Source organism: Caldimonas tepidiphila, from assembly GCF_003569765.1.
Taxonomy (GTDB): domain Bacteria; phylum Pseudomonadota; class Gammaproteobacteria; order Burkholderiales; family Burkholderiaceae_C; genus Caldimonas; species Caldimonas tepidiphila.
The window spans coordinates 234-20,227 of record NZ_KZ983964.1 but is presented as its reverse complement, the minus strand read 5'-3'; the positions used below and the strand labels follow the sequence as shown (position 1 = coordinate 20,227).

Here is a 19,994-nt window from a genome sequence, read left to right as displayed (position 1 = left end):
GCGGAGGCGGCGTCGTGCGCTCAGCCGAGCTTGAACACGCGCCGCGCGTTGCCCTCGAAGAAGGCGTGCTTGGTCGCGTCGTCCATCTGCATCGCGTCGAGCGCGTTGACCTCGTCGAGCGAGTACTGGTAGGGGTAGTCCATCGCGTACAGCACGCGGTCGGCACCGACCACCGACTGCGTGAACTTGATCGCCGGCTCCCAGGCCATGCCGCTGCAGGTGATCAGCATGTTCTCGCGCATGTAGTCGCCGATGCGGCGCTGCAGCGGCTTGATCGCCTCGTAGCGCTGCGAGGCGACGGTCGCCTTGTGCATGTACTCGAGCCGGTACAGCCAGAAGGGCAGCGCCTCGCCCATGTGGCCGAGGATGAGCTGCAGCTTCGGGAAGCGGTCGAACACGCCCGAGGTGATGATGCGCAGCGCATGCATGCCGGTCTCGACGCCGAAGCCGAAGATCGCGCCGTCGAGGCCGCACTCGAGCATCGGGCCGATCATGCCGCGCGGCGGGCTGTTCGGGTGCAGGTAGACCGGCACGTCGAGCGCCTCGGCGGCCTCGAAGATCGGCCAGAACCTGGTGTCCGACAGGTACTCGCCGTGGGTGTGCGAGTTGATGATCACGCCCTTGAGGCCGAGCTGCGTCACGGCGCGCTGGATCTCGGCAGCCGCCGCAGCCGGGTCCTGGGGCGCCACCGCCGCCAGCCCCGCGTAGCGCGTCGGGTGGCGCTTCACCGCCGCCGCGAGCTGGTCGTTGGCGAAGCGCGCGAAGCTCGTGCCGGTGTCGCGGTCCATGATCTGCACGCCGGGCGCGGTCAGCGCGAGGATCTGCATGTCGATGCCCGCCTCGTCCATGTGGCGCAGCCGCAGGTCGTCGAGGTCGGACATGCAGGCCTCGATGTGGCGCGAGCGCTCGCTCGTGCCGCCGAGGTAGAAGCCCCACATCGTGTTGAAGCCGGGGTCGTCGACGACCTTCTTCTCGATCATCTCGCGGTAGATCGCCATCATCTCCGCGGGGGCGAAGGCTTCCTCGGTGGCGATGCGCTTGTAGGGCACCGGCTTCGGCTTCTGGGGGGCAAGGGATTCGGTCATCGGAGTCTCGGAAGTGATGCGCCGGGACGGGGCACGGCGGCCCCGCCCGCGCGGGAAGGAAGGATCGGAGGGGCGGCCGCCGCCTCAGGCGGACCGGCGCGAAGCAGGCGCGGCGCGTGCGGGGACGCGCCGGCGGCTCACTCCTCCTGCGGCAGCTTGATGTCCTTGATCAGCCGGCCCCACTTGTCGTGCTCGGCCTGCGCGATGCGCGCCAGCTCCTCGGGCGTCCCGGTCTGGACCGACACGCCCTGCTTCTCCAGCGTCGCCTTCGAGTCGGGCTCGTTCAGCACGGCGCGGATCGCGGTGTTGTAGCGGCCGACGAGATCCCTCGACATGCCCTTGGGACCCCACACCGCGTACCAGGCGTCGGCGTCGAGGTTCGGCACGCCGCTCTGGTGCAGCGGCGGCACCGTCGGATAGGCCGCGTCCTGCGTGCGGCGCGTCGCGCCGAGGATGCGCAGCTTGTTGTCGGCGGCCAGCGGCGCGGCGACGTGCAGCGGCATGATCAGCAGCTTGACGTGGCCGCCGAGCAGGTCGGTCACCGCCGGCGCCGAGCCGCGGTAGGGCACGTGGCGCAGGTCCATGCCGGCGAGGTGGGCGATCCACTCCATCGTCAGGTGCTGGAAGGTGCCCTTGCCCGGCGACGCGTAGTCGACCGGCGCCGGCTGCGACTTCACCCAGGCCACCAGCTCGCGCGCGTTCTTCGCCGGCACCGAGGGGTGCACGACGAGCGCGAAGTTGGTGGTGCCGATCATCGTGATCGGCGTGAAGGCGGTCAGCACGTCGAAGGGCACCTTCCGGTAGACGAAGGGCAGCGTCAGCGCCGTCGAGGTGCCGAACAGGAGCGTGCTGCCGTCGGCGGGCGCCTTCGCGACCGCGTCCATGCCGAGCATGCCGGAGGCGCCGGGCTTGTTGTCCGCGACGAAGGGCTGCCCCAGGCTCGCCTGCAGCTTCGGGCCGAGCAGGCGTGCGATCAGGTCGGGCGTCGTGCCGGGGGTGAAGGGAATGACCATCCGCACCGGTTGCGCGGCGCGGGCACCCAGGCCGGCAGCGCCGAGCAGGGTCAGGGCGCCGGCCTTCAGCAGCAGGCGGCGCGTGTTCCGGGAGGAATCGAAGGAGTCGTACACGGTTGTCTCCTGGCGTGCCGGCCATCGGGCGGGACGCGTTGATTTTTGAGCACGCTCAAGATTAATCATGCTCAAAATACATGTCAAGACAAGGGTTCCCGGTCCGCGGGGCCTATGATTTCCGCCCGCGATGCACACCAAGATCATGTCCCAGGACGCCGCACTTCCGACCCCCGAGCGCAGTCCCCCTCCCGCGCGCCCCGGACGGCGCGAGCAGAGCAAGCTCGACAAGCGCCGGCGCATCATGGACGCGGCGAAGGCGGTCTTCGTCGAGCACGGCTACGAGGCCGCTACGACCCGCGAGATCGCCACGCGCGCCGAGGTCTCGATCGGCACGGTGTTCGTCTATGCGAAGGACAAGCGCGACCTGCTGCTGTCGATCGTCAACGACGAGCTCGACGCGATCACCGCCGAGGGCCGGGCCGTCCTCGAGAGCCCCGGGCCGCTGCTCGAGCGCCTGGGCGCGCTGTTCGAGCTCCGCTACCGCTACTGGGCGAGCGAGCCGCGCCTGTCGCGCCCCGCGGTGCGCGAGACCTTCGACTTCCTCGGCCGCGAGGGCGGGGAGCAGGGCGAGGAGACGCGCCGCTTCTATGCGCGCCGCGCGGTGATCCACGAGCAGCTCGTCGCGCTGGTGCGCGACGCGCAGCGGCAGGGCGAGGTGGATCCGGGCGTGCCGCCCGAGCGCGCCGCCTCGCTCTTCCTCGGCATCTACCTGATCGAGGTGCGCCGCTGGCTGCAGGACGAGCGGCCGCAGGCCGGCGAGGGCCTGGCGCGCCTGCACGAGCTGCTCGAGCTGTGCATGCGGGGGTTGCTGAACCGCCCGCCCCCCCGCGCCCGCTGATCGGCGGGCCGCGAAGGCGCGTGCCGGTGCGAAGGCCCGGCACTTGCTCGTGCCTTCCAAGGCGCCGCGCCCCGCGGAGACAACGAGGAGGTCTGCCCTTGAAAGTGATCCTGCTGTCGAGCTGGAAGGAATTCGTCGAGCGGACCGAGGAGCTCGATGGCTGGGCCTTCCGCGGACAGGTGGCGGCGCACTGGCCGCTCGTCAGCTCGCTGACGCGCCGGCTCCAGCTCTTCTGCCCTGACCAGCGGCTGTGGCCGCTGCGCGAGGAGCGCGCGATGCGCATCTTCCGCCGCAAGGCACACATCTACCTGCGCAACAGCACCGCGCTCGAGAACGACCTGCGCTGCCTGGCGCTGATGCAGCACCACGGCGCGCCGACGCGGCTGCTCGACTTCACGAAGTCGCCCTTCGTCGCGGCCTTCTTCGCGCTCGAGAACGCCGACACCGACGTCGCGGTGTTCGCGCTCAACACGCCGGCGCTGTGGTCGCTCACGCCGCGCTTCGACCCGAGCCTGACGCGCGACCGGATCGACCCGCGCGTGCCGGGCAACTTCGAGCGCTACTTCATCGGCAACCGCAGCCCGATGATGTGGTTCGGCGAGCCGTCGGAGATGGACAGCCGCCTGATGGCGCAGTCGGGGCTCTTCGTCGTGCCGGGCATGCTCGACCGCCCGATCGACATGCTCCTGGAAGCCTACGGCCCGCCGCAGGAGCTGCTGTACAAGTTCGTGCTGCCGCTGTCCGTGCGCGAGACGGCGATGCGCGCGCTCTACCGCATGAACGTCACCTACGCGACGCTCTTCCCCGACCTCGAGGGCATGGCGCGCTCGCTCGGCTACGAGCTGGAGGTGATCTGGGAGCGCCTCGTCGAGGAGTACGTCGAGCGCCAGCCGGGCGCCCCCGTCCCGCACCGGCACGACGAGGGGCCCTTCCCCGGCTGAGCCCCGACCGCGCCGCGGTCCGGCGCCTTGCCCGGGTGGAACGCGGGCACTGGAGGCCCTGCGCCCCTTGCGCGAACCCGGCTGACCACAATGGCGCGCGTAACGAATTCAGAGGACGCGGGGGGATGGAGCAGCATCGGTGGAAGTTCGTGCGCGCCGGCGGCGTGGAACAGGTGGTGATCCGCAGCGGCGCCGACATCGTCAACCTCGAGCAGCTCGACCAGAAGCTCTGGGTGGCGCTCGCCTGCCCGACGCACGGCATCGAGTTCGACCCGCGCACGCTCGAGCTGCTCGACGGCGACAAGGACGGCCGCATCCGCCCGCCCGAGCTGATCGAGGCCTCGCGCTGGGTGCGCGAGCACTTCCGCGACCCGGACGCGCTGCTCGCCGGCGGCGACGAGGTGCCGCTCGAGTCGATCAACGACGCGACCGAGGACGGCCAACGGCTCGTCGAGGAGGCGCGGCGCACGCTGGCCTGGCTCGGCAAGGCCGACGCCGACACGATCCGGCTCGACGACGTGCGCGAACGCATGCGCCAGTTCGACGCCCTCCCCTTCAACGGCGACGGCATCGTGCCGGTCGAGGCGAGCGACGACGAGGCGCTGCGCCGCGTGCTGCAGGAGATCATCGACACCCAGGGCGGCATCACGGACCGCAGCGGCCGGCCGGGCATCGACCAGGCGCGGGCCGACGCCTTCTTCGCGCAGGCCGCCGCGCTTGCCGAATGGCAGCGCCGCACGGATTGCGTGCCGGGCATCCTGCCGCTGGCCGAGCGCACGCGTGCCGCGGTGGAGGCGGTGGCGGCCGTGCGCGACAAGGTCGAGGACTTCTTCGCTCGCTGCCGCGTCGCCGCCTACGACGCGCGCGCCGCGGCCGCGCTGAACCCGTCCGAGGAGGACTACGAAGCGATGGCGTCCGAGGCGCTGAGGGCGGACTCGCAGAGCATCGCCGCGCTGCCGCTCGCGACCGTCGCGCCGGGACGCGCGCTGCCGCTGCACGAGGGCCTGAACCCGGCCTGGGTCGGCGCGATCGGGGCGCTGCGCCGCGATGCGGCCGAGCCGCTGCTCGGCGCGCCGCTCGCGGAACTGCACGAGGCGGACTGGCGCCGGCTGCGCGAGCGGCTCCAGCCCTGCGAGGCCTGGCTGGCGGAGAAGCCCGGCACGCTGCTGGCCGCGCTGGAGCCGGCACGGCTGCAGGAGCTGCTGGAGCCCGCGCTCAGGGAGGCAGTGGACGCGCTGATCCGCCGGGACGCCGAGGTCGAGCCGCAGTGGACGCAGATCCAGGCGCTCGAGCGGCTGGTGCTGTTCCAGCGCGACCTGGTGCGGCTGCTGAACAACTTCGTGTCCTTCTCCGACTTCTACCACCGCCGCACCGCGATCTTCCAGGCCGGCACGCTCTACCTCGACGCGCGCAGCTGCGACCTCACCGTGCAGGTGAACGATGCCGGGCGCCATGCCGCGCTCGCGGGCCTCGCGCGCACCTACCTCGCCTACTGCGACTGCAGCCGCCAGGGCGAGAAGATGTCTATCGCCGCGGCCTTCACCGCCGGCGACGTGGACTTCCTGATGGTGGGGCGCAACGGCGTCTTCTACGACCGCAAGGGCCGCGACTGGGACGCGACGATCACCAAGGTGATCGAGAACCCGATCAGCATCCGGCAGGCCTTCCTCGCGCCCTACAAGAAGTTCCTGCGCATGCTGGAGGAGATGGTGGCCAAGCGCGCGGCGGCGAGCGACGCCGAGGCGCAGGGCAAGCTCAGCAGCCTGGCGTCGCGCTGGGTGGCGCCCGCCTCCGCACCCGCAGCCCCGGCCGCCGGGGCTGCCGCGGCGCCTGCAGCGGCCGCGGCGTCGGCCGGGGCGGCGCGGCGGGTGGACGTGGGCACCGTCGCGGCGCTCGGGGTCGCCCTCGGCAGCCTCAGCACGGTGGCGGTGGGCGTGTTCGCCAAGTTCGTCGAGCTCGGCTGGTGGATCCCGGTGGCGGTGCTCGGCATCGTGCTCGCGATCTCGGGGCCGAGCATGCTGATCGCGTGGCTGAAGCTGCGCCAGCGCAGCCTCGCGCCGCTGCTGGACGCCAGCGGCTGGGCGATCAACGGCCGCATGCGCATCAACGTCCCGCTCGGCGCCTCGCTGTCGGAGACGGCCCGCTTGCCGCGCGGGGCCGATCTGCGGCTGCGCGACCCCTTCGCCGAGCGGCACGGCGGGCTCTATGCGGCGCTCGCGCTCGGTCTCGTGATCGCGGCGCTGGGGCTCGCCTGGCAGGCCGGCCTGCTCGACTTCCCGCGGCCGACCTCCCCGGACCCGGCGGCAGCGCCGCCCGGCGCGGCCGCTGCGCCGCGGCCGTGAATCGCCGCCGGCCGGCCGCGGCCCCCCGCCCCGCTCAGGCCACCCGGGCCAGCAGCGGCACCCCTTCGTCCTCGACCAGGCGCCCCCGCCCCCCCTCCTTGGCGCGATAGAGCGCGGCGTCGGCACGCCGCAGCAGCGCGTCGAGCGAGTCGTCCTGCGCGTCGAAGACCGCGCCCCCGGCGCTGAAGCTGAAGTCGGGGGCCTGCGGCTCCTCCCTCCGGATCTGCTCCCGCAGCGCCGCCCTCAGGCGCGCATCGAAGAGCGCGCGGGCGCCCGGCTCGGAGCGCGCCAGCAGCACGCAGAACTCCTCGCCGCCGTAGCGGCAGACCAGGTCGCCCCGGCGCAGGCTCAGGCGCAGCGCATGGGCGAACAACTGCAGCGCGCGGTCGCCGGCGGCATGGCCGCCGCGGTCGTTGATCTGCTTGAAATGGTCGAGGTCGATCAGCAGCAGCGATAGCTTGTCGCGGTGACGCCGCGCCAGCGCGAGCATGTCCTCGGCACGCGCCAGGAAGGCCGGGCGGTTCATCAGCCCGGTGAGGCCGTCGGTCTCGGCCTGGAACTTCAGCTCGCGCTCGGCCTCCTCGCGCCATGCCGCCAGCGCGCCGATCGTCGTCATCGTCAGCGCGACATGGTTGAGCACCGCCGCGGCGACGTTCACCGGGTGGGGGGCGCGAAGATAGGGATAGAGCTCGGTGAAGAAGGCGCCGAGCACGCCGCGCCACGCGGTCACGCCGGCGAGCGCCGCGACGCTGGCGAGGATCAGCCCGCGCCAGCGCCAGCTCCCCTGGGGCGCCGGGGCCACCAGCGCCAGGCAGACGAGCATCATCAGCAGCGCCAGCCCGAAGTTCGACCAGCCGACGCGGAAGGCGTAGTGCTCGAAGCCCAGGCCGTAGCCGAGCGGCGTCAGCAGCGCCAGCGGCAGCAGCCAGCCGCGCGCCGGCCGCGGCCCGAGCCACAGCTCCAGCGCCCGCCACAGCAGCACGAAGCTCAGCCCCAGGCAGCCGATCCACAGCGTGGAGAACAGGCGATCGTTGAGCGCCCGGGCCACCAGGAAGCAGGCCCAGCCGATCGCCTGCACGAGGCCCGAGCCCTGCGCGAAGCGCGCGGCCCGGCTCACCCGCCAGCCCATCAGGGCCGGCAGGGCCAGCGAAACGGTGAACACGTTCGCCAGCATCATGACGAACAGGGTCTGGATGTCGAGATTCATGCCCTCGGAGGCAAGGGGCCGCAGGGGATGCGGGAACGGCTCGTTCGAACAGCCCGGGTCGAGTCCTGTCGGCCGGACGCACGCTTGGTCACGGAATGTAACACTTGCGGCGCCGTGGGCGCTACTCCTCCAGTTGCCCGCGCGCGTTCCAGCCGGCGCGGTAGATGGCGCGCACCATGTCGTTGAAGGAGCCGGGCGAGCGGCGCAGCTCGTCGCACTGCGCGTCGCTCAGCTCCTCGGGCTGCGTGCCCGCCGGCAGCGCCTGCGCGAAATCGTCGGGCGGCGTGAAGCCGCGCTTGAGGAGCTCGTGCCGGCGGCACTCCTCCTGGTAGACGCGCTCGCTGCCGATCTGGCGCAGCTCGTTCTGCACGAAGACCAGCGTGCCCGCCGCCTGCGACAGCGTCAGCGTCGGCGGGTTGCTGCGCAGCGTCTCGAAGGCCGCGCGCGCCATCGCCCTCAGCTCCTCGACATCGGGCATGTCCATGACATTCATCGAATCTCTCCACGGGTCCGGCCGGTCGTGCCCCGGCACGCCGGCCCGCGCCGGGCAGGCGCCCGGCGGCGCGATTGTCCGGCGGGAGACGCCCCCTCAGCGCCGTCGAACGCGGGAGAGCATTAAATCCTGCGCATGAATCGAGGGCGCGCTCACTTGCCGAGCACGCCGCCGCTGCGCAGCAGCGTCACCTCGACGAAGCCGGAGCCGAGCCGGTGGCCGGGGCCGAAGCGCACGCCGTAGCCGCCGAGGTCGGCATCGACAGTCTCCAGCGCCTTCATCAGCGCCTCGGGCGTGAACTCGCCCTTCACGCGGCGCAGCCCCTCGACCACCACCTTGGCGCCGAGGAACATCTCGAAGCTCGCGTACGAGGGCGCGGCGTCGGGCGCGTGCTGCGCGAGCGCCGCGCGGTACTCCTGCACCACCTTCTGCGCGCCGCTGAACGGCGAGGGTACGACCTGCGTGATGCCGACGCCGCGCGCGACATCGCCGCCGGCGAGCGCGTACAGGTCCTTGCCGTTGATCACCGAGATGCTGAAGATCTGGGTGCCGGGGCTCACCTTGCGGAACTGGCGCACGAAGGCGGCGGCGGGCCGCATCACGGCCACCATCAGCACCGCCTGCGGCGAGGTGCGGGCCAGCGCCTCGACCGCGGCCGTCACGTCCTCGCTGCCCTTCTCGTAGCTGCCGCGGCCCACCAGCGCGAGCTTGCGCTTGGCCAGCGCCTTCTCCGCGCCGGCGACGCCGGCGAGCCCGAAGGCGTCGTTCTGGTAGAACACCGCGATCCGGTTCATGCCCACGCTCGTGAACTGCTCGACCATGCGCTCGATCTCGTCGGCGTAGCCGGCGCGGATGTGGAAGATGTAGGGGTTGTAGGGGCTGCGCAAGGGCTCGCCGCCGGTGTAGGGCGCCACCAGCGGCACGTTGCGCGAGGCGAGCACGCCCTGCGAGAGCAGCTCCGAGATGTTGCCGGTGCCGGCATAGCCGATCAGGCCCACCGCCTTGTCCTGCTCGATCAGCTCCTGCGTCAGGCGCACCGTCTCTTCCGTCTTGTAGCCGTCGTCCTTCACGACGTGGCGGATCTTGCGGCCGCCGATGCCGCCCTGCGCGTTCACCGTGTCGAAATAGATCCGTGCGCCGAGGGCCATTTCCTTGCCGGTGCTGGCAAGCGAGCCCGAGAGCGGGGCGGATTGCCCGATCACGATCTCGCCGGCCCCGGACGCGGAAGCCACCCAGAAAAGTGCCGCCGCGGCGAGCAGACGAAACATACGCATTGCCATCACCCCTCCTTTTTATTGAAACACCTGGAAACAATGATGCTATCGGGAGCGATTCGGCCGAACAAGCCTGCGGGCGCAAATGCATCCGTGATTCCACTTATTCGGGCCTGCCTCCGGGTTTTCGGCTTTCCTGCCTCTCCTCTGGCGGCCTCCCCGTCGCAAACCTCCCGGTCCTCGGGGAGCCTCCACTCTCGTTTCAAGAAGGGGTTTCACTTCCGGAAGGCATTCGCCAGGCATTCCGCAATGCGGCGCGCGAGGCCGGGCAGGACCGGCACATCGGCGCAGGGGATAGAAACGAAGCGGTATTTCCGGGGAATAGAGTAAACACCCCAACCGGATGAAAGCGGCGCGTCAGAAATGCAGCGAGGCACTGGCGCGGCTCTCGCACCAAATCGCCACCCCTTGGCAGAGCACCTGCGCGAGAGGCAGCACGAAGTCGCCTTGCTCGCCGCCCCATGTCCACGGTCCGCTGGACGGCGGCGAGGTGCGCGGCGGCCGGACGCCGCGCTCTACCGCGCCAAGGCGGAGGGGCGCAACGCAGTCAGGGTGCCGTGAGGCCTGCCGCGCTCCGCGCCGGCGGCAGCGGCGGCCGGTCGGGCTGCGCGACGCGCAGCCGCGGGAAGAAGAAGGGCACGCCGCCGGCCTCGTAGGCGCGGTAGCGCGTGCCGTAGGCCGCGCGCAGCCGCGCCGCCTCGTGCGCCGAGCCGGCGAGGAAGTAGACAGTGCTGGCGAGGTTGAACGCGAGCCGGCGCGTGGTCAGGTGCGGCGTGAGCCAGAACAGCGGCACGCCGGCGAAGTTCAGCGGATGGCGGCTGAGGCGGAAGGGACCGCCGTCGGTGAGGCGCCCGCTCGCCGGGTCCAGCTCGGGCCCCTGCGCCGCAGGCGGCTCCGGAGGCTCCCCGCCACGCCGCCACGCCGCGAGGCCGTCGAGGCCGGTGAGCCGCATCACGCCCACCTCGCGGGCGCCGGCCCAGACCTGCAGCAGCGCCGCCGCCTGCCCCGCCCGGCACAGCCATGCGGCGGGCCCGTGCAGCCGGTAGATCGTGCGCTTGGGCAGGCGCGAGCCGTAGCGCGCGAGCGCCGCCGTGGTCAGCAGCGCCTGCGCGACGAAGAAGGGACGGTAGAGCGCGCGCTGGCGGCGCTCGCCGAGCACGTTCGCGGCCGCCCGCTTGGCGGCGTGGCTCGCGAGGGCGCTGTGCACGGCGGCGAAGGCGGCGGTGGCCAGGACGATCTTCAGGGCGGTGCGCATCGGCTGCTTCTCCGGTTTTCGGCACCCGTCGCGCGACGGGTGCCGCCTGACCAGCAAGCGCGATACCGGGCCGGGGACAGCCCGGTGCCCCGCGCTCAGCGCGCTGCCGCCGCCCGGTCCTCCGCGTCGGCGCTCCAGCCGCCGCCGAGCGCGCGCCACAGCGCCACCGTGCCGGCGAGCTGCGCGGCGCGGTTGCGCACCACCTCGAGCCGCGCCGCGTTGGCGGTGCGCTGCGCGTCGAGCAGCTCGACATAGGCCGAGTAGCCGGCGTCGTAGCGCATCTGCGCGAGCTTCAGCGCGTTGGCGCTCGCCTGCCAGCGCTGCTGCACGTCCGCCTCGGACTCGCGCGCGGCGCGCAGCGTCGCGAGCGCGTCGGCGGTGTCCTGGAAGGCGGACTGCACCGCGCCCTGGTAGGCGGCGACCGCCTCGCGCTGCACCGCCCAGGCCTGGTCGGTGCGCGCAGCGAGCCGCCCGCCGTTGAACAGCGGCACCGTCAGCCCGAAGCCGAGCGACCAGATGCGCGAGCCGGCGTCGAGCAGGTTGGACAGCTCGGGGCTCTCGCCGCCGAGCGCGCCGGTGAGCGACAGCGACGGGAACATCGCCGCGCGCGCCACGCCGACCAGCGCGTTGGCCGCCACCAGCCGCTGCTCGGCCTGCTGCACGTCGGGGCGGCGCAGCAGCAGCGAGGACGGCAGGCCCGCAGGCGGCGCGGCCGGCACCGGCTGGCCGAGCCGGCCCTCGCCGACCTGCAGGCCCGGCTCGCCCGCGAGCAGGCCGAGCTGCGAGGCGGCGAGCGCGCGCTGGCGCTGCAGCTCGCGCAGCTGCACTGCGGCGTCGGCGCGCAGCACCTGCGACTGGTCCAGGTCGAGCCGCCCGCTCACGCCCGCCTCGACGCGGCTGCGCAGCACGCGCAGCTGCTCGTCCCGGGTGCGCAGCGTCTCGCGCGTGATCGCGATCTGCTCGTCGAGCGAGCGCAGCGACAGGTAGGCCTGCGCGGTCAGCGCCGCGACCGTCAGCCGCACCGTGTCGCGCGCATGGCGCGAGGCCAGCGCCTGCGCGCGCGCCGCCTCGTCGGCGCGGCGCAGCCGGCCCCAGAAGTCGAGCTCGAACGCGGTCGACAGGCTCAGGCCGAGGTTCGTGCCGGTGACGGCCTGGCCGTTGACGAAGCGCCGCGCACGCGAGCCGTTCGCGCTGCCGTTGACGCTCGGGAACAGCGCGCTGCCGGCCTCGCGCAGCTGCGCGTCGGCCTGCTCGACGCGCGCGGCCGCCTGCAGCAGGTCCGCGTTGCGCGCGAGCGCCGCGTCGACGAGCGCGTCGAGCTGCGGGTCCCGCAGCAGCGTCCACCAGTCGGCGGGCACCGCGGCGGCCGGCGCCTCGACGGCGGCTGCGGCCTCGCCGGGGAAGGCCGCAGGCAGCGGCGCCTCGGGGCGACGGTAGTCGGGGCCGACGGCGGCACAGGCCGACAGCAGCGCGGCGACCGCGAGCGCCGCCGGCGCACGCAGGGACGGGAAGAAGTTCGGACGCATCAGACGGCCTCCTCGGCGGCCGGGCCGTTGAGCTCGTGGCCGTGGGTGTGCTTGGGTCGCGGCTTGCGCGTGAGCAGCGCGAAGAACAGCGGGATGAAGATCGGTGCGACGAAGGTGGCGACGAGCATGCCGCCGACGACGCCGGTGCCCATGGACTGGCGCGCCGCCGCACCCGCGCCGGAGGCGATCGCGAGCGGGATCACGCCGAAGATGAAGGCGAGCGAGGTCATCACGATCGGGCGGAAGCGCAGGCGCGCCGCCTCCACCGCCGCGTCGAGCGCGCTCTTGCCCTCGCTCATGCCCTGCATCGCGAACTCGGCGATCAGGATCGCGTTCTTCGCCGCGAGGCCGATCAGCACCACCAGGCCGATCTGGAAGTAGATGTCGTTCTCCATGCCGCGCAAGGCGACCGCGACCAGCGCGCCGGTCAGCGCGAAGGGCACCGCGAGCACGACCGCCAGCGGCACGCCCCAGCGCTCGTACAGCGCCGCGAGGATCAGGTAGACCATCACCAGCGCGAAGCCGAAGGCGAACACCGAGGCGTTGCCGGTGCGCTTCTCCTGGAAGGCCTGGCCGGTCCACTCGATCGCGTAGCCGGCGGGCAGCACGCGCGCGGCCACCTCCTCGACCGCCGCGATCGCGTCGCCCGAGCTGTAGCCGGGCTTGCCGCTGCCCATCACCTTGGCGGCGATGGAGCCGTTGTAGCGCTCGAGCTGCTCGGGGCCGACGATGCTCTCGACGCGGATCAGCGCCTTGAGCGGGATCATCTGGCCGCTGCCTGCGGAGCGCACGTAGATCGCGCCCAGGTCCTCGGGACGCGCGCGGTAGGGCGCGTCGGCCTGCATCGTCACGCGGTAGGTGCGGCCGCCGAGGTTGAAGTCGTTGACGTAGAGCGAGCCCATCTGCGCCTGCAGCGCCGCGAACACGTCGTTGACCGGCACGCCCAGCGCAAGCGCCTTCTCGCGGTCCACGTCCACGCGCAGCTGCGGCACCGACGCGCGGTAGAAGGTGTTGATGCCGGTGAGCACCGGGTGCTCGCGCAGGGCGCCCATGAACTCGTTGGTCACCTGCGCGAGGCGCTGCGGGTCGGCATCGGTGCGGCCCTGCACGAAGACCTCGAAGCCGCCGGCCTGGCCCAAGCCCTGGATCGACGGCGGCACGAACGCGAAGGCGATGCCGTCGGCGAGCGCGAAGCCCTTGCCGCTCATCTCCTGCGCGAGCTGCGCCGAGGTCTGCTGCCGCTCCTCCCAGCGCTTCATCGCGACGAAGATCGTCGCCGAGCTGCTCTTGGCGCCGCCGCCGATCAGGTCGAAGCCGTTGACGATGAAGAAGTTCTGGATCGCCGGGTTGTCCTTCATCATCTGGCGCAGCTGCTCGGTGGTGCGGCTGGTGCGCTCGAGCGTCGCGCCATCGGGCAGCTGCACCGCGGCGATCACGAAGCCCTGGTCCTCCTGCGGCACGAAACTGCCGGGAACGCGCGCGAGCAGCAGCGCGGCGAGCGCGAGGATGCCGGCGAAGGCCAGCAGCGCGACGAGACGCCAGCGCAGCGCGCCCTTGACCGCCCACAGGTAGCGGCCGGTGAGCCAGTCGAAGCCGCGGTTGAAGCGGTCGAACAGCGGCGCGAGCGGCCCGTGGCCGTGGTCGTGCGCCTTCAGCAGCAGCGCGCACAGCGCCGGCGTGAGCGTGAGCGCGACCACGCCCGACAGCACCACCGAGATCGCGACCGTGATGGCGAACTGGCGGTAGAGCTGGCCGGCGATGCCGCCCATGAAGGCCACCGGGATGAACACCGCGCACAGCACCAGCACGATGCCGATGACCGCACCGGAGACCTCGCGCATCGCCTCGACCGCCGCCGGGAAGGGGGCCATGCGCTCCTCGCGCATCAGCCGCTCGACGTTCTCGAGCACGACGATCGCGTCGTCCACGACGATGCCGATCGCCAGCACCATCGCGAAGAGGGTGAGCGTGTTGATCGAGAAGCCGAACAGCCAGAGACCTGCGAAGGTGCCGAGCAGCGACACCGGCACCGCCAGCATCGGGATCAGCGTCGCGCGCCAGGTCTGCAGGAACACGAACACCACCAGCACGACGATGAGCGCCGCCTCGACGATGGTCTTGACCACCTCGTGGATCGAGGCCGACACGAAGGTGGTGGTGTCGTAGGGGATCAGGTAGTCGACGTCGGAGGGGAACTGGTCGCGCTTGAGCTCGGCCACGCGCGCCTTCACGCCGTCGGCCACGTCGAGCGCGTTGGCGCCCGACTGCAGGAAGACCGCGAACGCGATCGCGGGCTGGCCGTTGACGCTGTTGGTCTGGTCGTAGCTCTGCGCGCCGAGCTCGATGCGCGCCACGTCCTTCAGGCGCAGCGTGCCGCCGGGGCCGGAGGCGCGCAGCACGATGTTGCCGAACTCCTCCGGCTGCACGAGGCGTCCGCGCGCGGTCACCGTGTAGTTGAGCTGCTGGCCCGCCGGCGCGGGCTCCGCGCCGATCTTGCCGGCGGCGAACTGCGCGTTCTGGCCCGCCACCGCGGCAGCGATGTCGCCCGTCGTGATGCCGAGCTGCGCCATGCGGTCGGGCTTGAGCCACAGCCGCATCGAGTACTCGCGCGCGCCGAAGATCGTCGCGTCGGCGACGCCCGGGATGCGCTTCATCTCGTCGAGCACGTTCTGCGTGATGTAGTTCGACAGGAAGAGCGTGTCGCGCGTGCCCTGCGGCGAGTTCAGCGCCACCACCAGCAGGATGTTGTTGGAGCGCTTGGCCACCGTCACGCCGTTGCGCCGCACCTCGTCGGGCAGGCGGGGCGTGGCGAGCTGCACCCGGTTGTTGATGTTGAAGGTGGCCTTGTCGATGTCGGTGCCGACCTCGAAGGTGGCGGTGATCGTCACCTGGCCGTTGGACGCGGCGCTCGAGTTGAAGTAGAGCAGGCCCTCGACGCCCGAGAGCTGCTCCTCGATCGGCGCGGCCACGGTGCGCGCGAGCGTCTCGGCGGAAGCCCCGGGATAGACCGCGGTGACGGTGACGGTGGGCGGCGCGATCTCGGGATACTGCGCGATCGGCAGGATCCGCATCGCCACCAGGCCCGCGAGCACGATGATGATCGACAGCACCCCGGCGAAGACCGGGCGCTCGATGAAGAAGCGGGAAAACATCTGCGGGGACTCCCTGGCCTCAGCGCGCGGCCGAGGCGGTGGTGGACGGCGCGGGCGCGGAGGCCCCGGCGGCCGGAGCCGAGGCGGCGCCGGCCGGCGCGCCGGCAGCGCCCGCGGCCTGCGGCGCCACCGGGGCGCCGGGGCGCAGCTTCATCAGGTTGTTGACGATCACCTGGTCGCCCTCCTTCAGGCCGCCGCGGATCGCCCAGTCCTGGCCGACCCAGCCGCCGACCTGCACCGGCGTCGGCGTGGCCTTGCCGTCGCGCACGGTCCAGACCATGCGGCCCTGCTCGCCCTGCATCACCGCCGCCTGCGGCACGAGCACCGCCGGCTGCGCGCCGAGCACCACCTGCGCGCGCACGAACTGGCCCGGCAGGATCTCAAGTCGCGGGTTCGGGAACTCGGCGCGCAGCGCCACCGTGCCCAGGCGCGGGTCGACCGTCGAGCCGGAGAAGTTCAGCCGCCCCACGGCGTCTGGAATCGGCTGGCCGTTCGCGTCGAGCAGGCGCACCGAGGCCTGGCGGCGCTGCGCGGCGTCCATGCGCTGCAGCCGCTCCTGCTCCTCGGTCGAGAACGAGAAGCGCACCCAGATCGGGTCGGTCTGGGAGACGGTGGTCAGCAGCGAGTCGCTGCCCGGGCTCACGAGGCTGCCCTGCGACTTCTGCGCACGGCCGGTGATGCCGGCGATCGGCGCGTTCACGAGCGTGTAGGACAGGTTCAGCTCCGCCTCCCGCACCCGCGCCTGCGCCGCCTGCAGCGAGGCCTCGAGCGCGCGCTGCGTTGCGACCGCCTCGTCGTGCTCGCGCTGGCTGATCGCCTGCGCCTGGGCCAGCGGCGCCAGGCGCTGCGCCTCGCGCCGCGCCTGCTCGGCCCGCGCGGTCTCCTGCGCGAGCGCCGCGCGCGCCTGCGCCAGCGCGATCTCGAACGGGGCGCGCTCGATCTGGAACAGCGGCGCGCCGGCCTTGACCCGCTCGCCCTCCTGGTAGAGCTGGCGCTCGATCAGGCCCGAGACACGCGCGCGCACCTCGACCTCCTTCGAGCCCTCGGCCTGGCCGACTGCCTCGATCGTCACCGGCACGGCCTGCTGTCGCACCTCCTGCACGGCCACCGGCATCGCCGGCGGCGGGCCGCCGGCACCGCCCGGCCCCCCGGCGGCGCCCTGCGCGGCAGCATCCTGCTGCTGGCCGCAGGCCGCCACCGCCAGCAGCGCGGCGAGGGCGATCGCCCCGCCCGCGGCGCGGAGTCCCGGCGTGCCGGGGAAGCGGGATGCGGTGCGCGACCGATCGGAAACGGAATCGAGTGCATGGACCATGAGGAGCGCCTGCAGGAGAAGAAGGGGAGGAATAGCGGGGCCGGGCGGAGAACGGGGAAGCGACCCCCGACTTCATCGGTAACAACACGAAGTCGACACGCCGGAGAATCCGGCTATCATACATACAATCTCGAATGTATGTGTGTCGCTTCGATGACACGCCCTTCACCGCCATGCCCCGCCGCACCAAGGAAGAAGCCGAACAGACCCGCCGCCAGATCCTGGAGGCCGCCCGCCGCACCTTCCACGAGCGCGGCGTTTCGGCCACGAGCCTGGAGCACATCGCGCATGCCGCCGGCGTGACGCGCGGCGCGATCTACTGGCACTTCGAGAACAAGGGGGCGCTGTTCAAGGCGATGCGCGAGGACGCGCTGCTGCCGCACATGGCGCGCTCTGACGACCTGCTGATCGAGGATCAGTCGATGCCGCCGCTCGACCGCCTGCACCGCTTCCTGACCCAGCTGGTCGAGGCCTGGACGGGCTGCGAGGTGCTGCGCGAGGTGCTGGAGATCATGGTGTTCAAGTGCGAGTACGTCGGCCCGATGTCGGGGGACCTCGCCGCGCACCTCACCAAGCACCGGGGCCTGGTCGAGAAGCTCGAGCGCGTGCACCGCGAGGCGCAGCAGCGCGGCGAGTTGCGCGCGGGGCTGCCGCCGCGCGCCGCGGCGCTCGAGACCGCCTGCTTCGTCGGCGGCTTGGCGCGGCTGACGCTGCTGCAGCTGCACGACCGGCACCTGCTCGAGGACCTGCACGCGATGATCGAGGTGCACGTGGACGGCCGGCGCGTGCGGCCGTAGCGCTGCGCCCGGCTCAGGGCGTACCGCCGAGCCGCTGCAGCGGCAGCACCTCGATCGGGGTTCGGCGCCCGCGCAGCAGCACCGGCTCGGCCGCCACGCCTGCGGTGTCGAGCCCGGCGAGGCGCGCCGCCTCGGCCGACACGACGAAGCGCACGCCGAAGCGCTTGGTCAGCTCCTGCAGCCGGCTCGCCGTGTTGACCGCGTCGCCGACCGCCGACAGCGTGCGCGTGTCGCGCCAGCCCACCTCGGCGACCACCGCGCTGCCGCAGTGGATGCCGATGCCGAAGTCGAGCCGGTGGCCGAACTCGCCCTCGAGGCGCTCGCCCAGCGCGTCCAGCCGCCGCGCGATGCGCGCGGCCGCGTCGAGCGCCTGGCGGCATGCCGCCGGCAGGCCGCTGCGCAGCCCGAAGATCGCCATCACGCTGTCGCCGACGAACTGGTTGGCCACGCCGCCGCTGTCGCGCACCGCCGCGCCCACGGCGTCGAAGTAGCGGTCGAGCAGGTACACGAGGTCGTGCGGCGCATGCTGCTCGGCCAGGCCGGTCCAGCGCCGCAGGTCGATGAACAGGATCGCGATCGCCTGCTCGGTCTGCAGGGCCGGCAGCGGATCGTCGGCGGCCCGCGCGGGCAACAGCGGCGTGACCTCGATGTCCGCCACCGGGCGCAGCTGGCAGGCCAGGCGCACGCCAGGCCCCGCGCCGACGCGATCGAGCGTGCGCCGCTCCTCGTCCGACACCGGGTTGCAAGCGTGGTGCGGTGCGTCCACCTGCACCCGGCAGGTCGAGCAGCGCGCCCGGCCGCCGCACAGCGACAGGTGCGGCAGTCCGTGCGCGCGGCTCGCCTCGAGCACCGACCAGCCGCGCGGCACCGTCACCACCCGATCCGGATAGCGGATGCGCACCAGCGCGCCGCGGCCCCGCAGCCACCAGCCGTGCGCGCCGCGCACGAGCAGCACCGACGCGCCGAGCGCCGCGAAGCCGAGCAGCAGGCCGTCGGTGGTGGCGTCGAGCCGCTGGCGCTGCCCGGCCGCCAGCGGCGGCAGCACCGGATGCACGGTGCGCGGGTCCTCCAGCTCGCGCGCCATCGAGACGAAGCCGAGCGCGGCCAGCAGCGGCAGCAGCAGCATCGCGCAGAACACCCAGTGGAAGCGGCGCCGGTAGCCGGGGCGGTGCCGCAGCGCCAGGTGCAGCCCGAGGCAGCCGTGGGTCCACGCGATCGCCATCAGCAGCAGCTGGCGCGTGCCGCCGTCGCGCGCCCACAGCCCCGCGACGATGCGGGCGTAGGGATCGGGATAGGCATGCAACTCGTGCGCGAGGCGCGTGTACACGAAGTGGTTGGCGAGCAGCAGCGGCACCGCGAAGCCGAGCAGCAGGCGCACCGCCTCGGTGAAGGGCATGCGCAGCGTGAAGCGCCCGAGCAGCGCGTCGATCGCCAGCCCCAGGTGCAGCAGCAGCGCGCCGTAGAACGCGATCGTGCCCGGCAGGCTGCGCCAGACGGCGAGGAAGACCTCGCGTCCGGCCTCGGCCGCCGGCAGCGACACGAGCCCGAGCGCATGGTTCGCCAGGTGCGTGCCGACATAGCTCAGCAGCACCAGGCCGGTGGTCCATCGGAGGGAGCGTCGGGTGAGCGGCATGCGGCAATCATCGCCGAGCGCGGGGACAATCGAGGCGCCCTCCCGACCCGCCTGCCATGACGCCGAAGACCGAAGCCCTGCCATCCGCACTGCGCCGCATCGCGCTGCTCGCCGCCCTGACCGACGAGCGGCTCGACGCGCTGGCGCAGCGCTGCGCCTGGCGGCGCGCCGCCGCGGGCGAGGAGGTGGTGAGCCGGCAGTCCGGCGACCGCGGCGTCTACCTCGTCGTCGCGGGCCGGGTGCGCGTGACGAGCTACTCCGCCGGCGGCCGCCAGGTCACCTTCCGCGACGTGAACGCGGGCGACTGGTTCGGCGAGGTCGCGGCGATCGACGGCCTGCCGCGCTCGGCGGACGTGCAGGCGCTCGACGACAGCGAGCTCGCGGTGCTGCCGCGCGAGGTGTTCGCCGAGCTGCTGGAGCGCGAGCCGGCCGTCGCGCGCGAGGTGCTGCAGCGGCTCGCGGGACTGGTGCGCAGCCTGTCCGAGCGCGTGATCGAGCTCAGCACGCTCGGCGTGGCGCCGCGCCTGCAGGCCGAGCTGCTGCGCCTCGCGCACGAGGCCGGCGTGCAGGACAACCGCGCGCGGCTCGACCCGGCCCCGCGCCATGCCGACCTCGCCAGCCGCATCAGCACCTACCGCGAGCAGGTCTCGCGCGAGCTGTCGCGCCTGCAGCGCTCGGGCCTGCTCGCCCGGGACGGCCGCGCGCTGCTCGTCACCGACGTCGCCGGGCTCGCCCGCGCGGTCGAGGCGCAGCGCAGCCAGGCCTGAACCGGGCCGCAGCCGCCCTTGCAGGAAGGCGCCGGCCCAGGCCGTTTGCGAGGCGGCCCGCGCCGGTGCGTAAACGCACTGACGGCGTCCTCCCCGCCCCGGACACTGCGAAACGTTCCCGGCGCCGCCTCGCGCCGGTCCGCCCCGTCGCCGCCGTGACGGGTTCCCGCGTCCTCACTCGACCGACCGCCATGCCGCCCCGAGCTCCTCATTCCTCCAGGACCCGCTATTCGCCGCCCGCG

Annotated in this window: 15 protein-coding genes; 5 read left to right on the top strand and 10 right to left on the bottom strand. The window is 72.7% G+C overall.

The window, feature by feature from the left end:
* Positions 1–20: 20 nt before the first annotated feature.
* Positions 21–1,085 carry an amidohydrolase family protein gene (locus D3A59_RS02815; protein ID WP_119153416.1) on the bottom strand — a complete coding sequence of 355 codons (1,065 nt, stop codon included), beginning with the start codon at positions 1,083–1,085 and terminating at the stop codon, positions 21–23.
* Positions 1,086–1,222: 137 nt separating this feature from the next.
* Positions 1,223–2,212 carry a Bug family tripartite tricarboxylate transporter substrate binding protein gene (locus D3A59_RS02810; protein WP_157991376.1) on the bottom strand — a complete coding sequence of 330 codons (990 nt, stop codon included), beginning with the start codon at positions 2,210–2,212 and terminating at the stop codon, positions 1,223–1,225.
* A 130-nt stretch (positions 2,213–2,342) separates the two neighbouring features.
* On the opposite strand from D3A59_RS02810, the gene D3A59_RS02805 reads away from it, so the two are divergent.
* The 3 genes from D3A59_RS02805 (at position 2,343) to D3A59_RS02795 (ending at position 6,336) form a co-directional block, all read left to right on the top strand.
* Positions 2,343–3,053, top strand: a complete 711-nt coding sequence (locus D3A59_RS02805) for a TetR/AcrR family transcriptional regulator (RefSeq protein ID WP_119153414.1) — start codon at positions 2,343–2,345, stop codon at positions 3,051–3,053.
* 104 nt (positions 3,054–3,157) lie between these two features.
* Positions 3,158–3,994, top strand: coding sequence for an FRG domain-containing protein (locus tag D3A59_RS02800; RefSeq protein WP_240635912.1), 837 nt, complete (start codon positions 3,158–3,160; stop codon positions 3,992–3,994).
* 125 nt (positions 3,995–4,119) lie between these two features.
* Complete coding sequence (locus D3A59_RS02795; protein WP_119153412.1) at positions 4,120–6,336, top strand: hypothetical protein; 2,217 nt, start codon at positions 4,120–4,122, stop codon at positions 6,334–6,336.
* A 34-nt stretch (positions 6,337–6,370) separates the two neighbouring features.
* Here the strand turns inward: D3A59_RS02795 and D3A59_RS02790 are convergent, their stop codons facing one another.
* The 7 genes from D3A59_RS02790 to D3A59_RS02760 all read right to left on the bottom strand — a co-directional run bounded on the left by D3A59_RS02790 (position 6,371) and on the right by D3A59_RS02760 (position 16,555).
* Positions 6,371–7,543 (bottom strand): GGDEF domain-containing protein, encoded by a 1,173-nt coding sequence (locus D3A59_RS02790; RefSeq protein WP_119153411.1) that lies wholly within the window; start codon positions 7,541–7,543, stop codon positions 6,371–6,373.
* 121 nt (positions 7,544–7,664) lie between these two features.
* Positions 7,665–8,036: a hypothetical protein gene (locus D3A59_RS02785; RefSeq protein WP_157991375.1), complete on the bottom strand. Its 372-nt coding sequence runs from the start codon at positions 8,034–8,036 to the stop codon at positions 7,665–7,667.
* 152 nt (positions 8,037–8,188) lie between these two features.
* Complete coding sequence (locus D3A59_RS02780) at positions 8,189–9,316, bottom strand: ABC transporter substrate-binding protein (RefSeq protein ID WP_240635909.1); 1,128 nt, start codon at positions 9,314–9,316, stop codon at positions 8,189–8,191.
* A 541-nt stretch (positions 9,317–9,857) separates the two neighbouring features.
* On the bottom strand, positions 9,858–10,565 hold the full coding sequence (locus tag D3A59_RS02775; protein WP_119153408.1) for a methyltransferase family protein: 708 nt from the start codon (positions 10,563–10,565) through the stop codon (positions 9,858–9,860).
* Between the two features lie 95 nt (positions 10,566–10,660).
* Positions 10,661–12,091, bottom strand: a complete 1,431-nt coding sequence (locus tag D3A59_RS02770; protein WP_119153407.1) for an efflux transporter outer membrane subunit — start codon at positions 12,089–12,091, stop codon at positions 10,661–10,663.
* On the bottom strand, positions 12,091–15,243 hold the full coding sequence (locus tag D3A59_RS02765; protein ID WP_119153406.1) for an efflux RND transporter permease subunit: 3,153 nt from the start codon (positions 15,241–15,243) through the stop codon (positions 12,091–12,093). The genes D3A59_RS02770 and D3A59_RS02765 overlap by 1 nt, the downstream gene beginning before the upstream one ends.
* Before the next feature lie 19 nt (positions 15,244–15,262).
* Entirely contained in the window at positions 15,263–16,555 is a 1,293-nt protein-coding gene (locus D3A59_RS02760; RefSeq protein ID WP_119153405.1) for an efflux RND transporter periplasmic adaptor subunit, read from the bottom strand.
* A gap of 140 nt (positions 16,556–16,695) precedes the next feature.
* On the opposite strand from D3A59_RS02760, the gene D3A59_RS26620 reads away from it, so the two are divergent.
* Positions 16,696–17,352, top strand: coding sequence for a TetR family transcriptional regulator (locus D3A59_RS26620; RefSeq protein ID WP_157991374.1), 657 nt, complete (start codon positions 16,696–16,698; stop codon positions 17,350–17,352).
* Positions 17,353–17,365: 13 nt separating this feature from the next.
* Here the strand turns inward: D3A59_RS26620 and D3A59_RS02750 are convergent, their stop codons facing one another.
* Entirely contained in the window at positions 17,366–18,985 is a 1,620-nt protein-coding gene (locus D3A59_RS02750; protein ID WP_119153403.1) for an adenylate/guanylate cyclase domain-containing protein, read from the bottom strand.
* Between the two features lie 56 nt (positions 18,986–19,041).
* Here D3A59_RS02750 and D3A59_RS02745 point away from each other — a divergent pair, with 56 nt between their 5' ends.
* Positions 19,042–19,752: a Crp/Fnr family transcriptional regulator gene (locus tag D3A59_RS02745; RefSeq protein ID WP_119153402.1), complete on the top strand. Its 711-nt coding sequence runs from the start codon at positions 19,042–19,044 to the stop codon at positions 19,750–19,752.
* Positions 19,753–19,994: the final 242 nt, after the last annotated feature.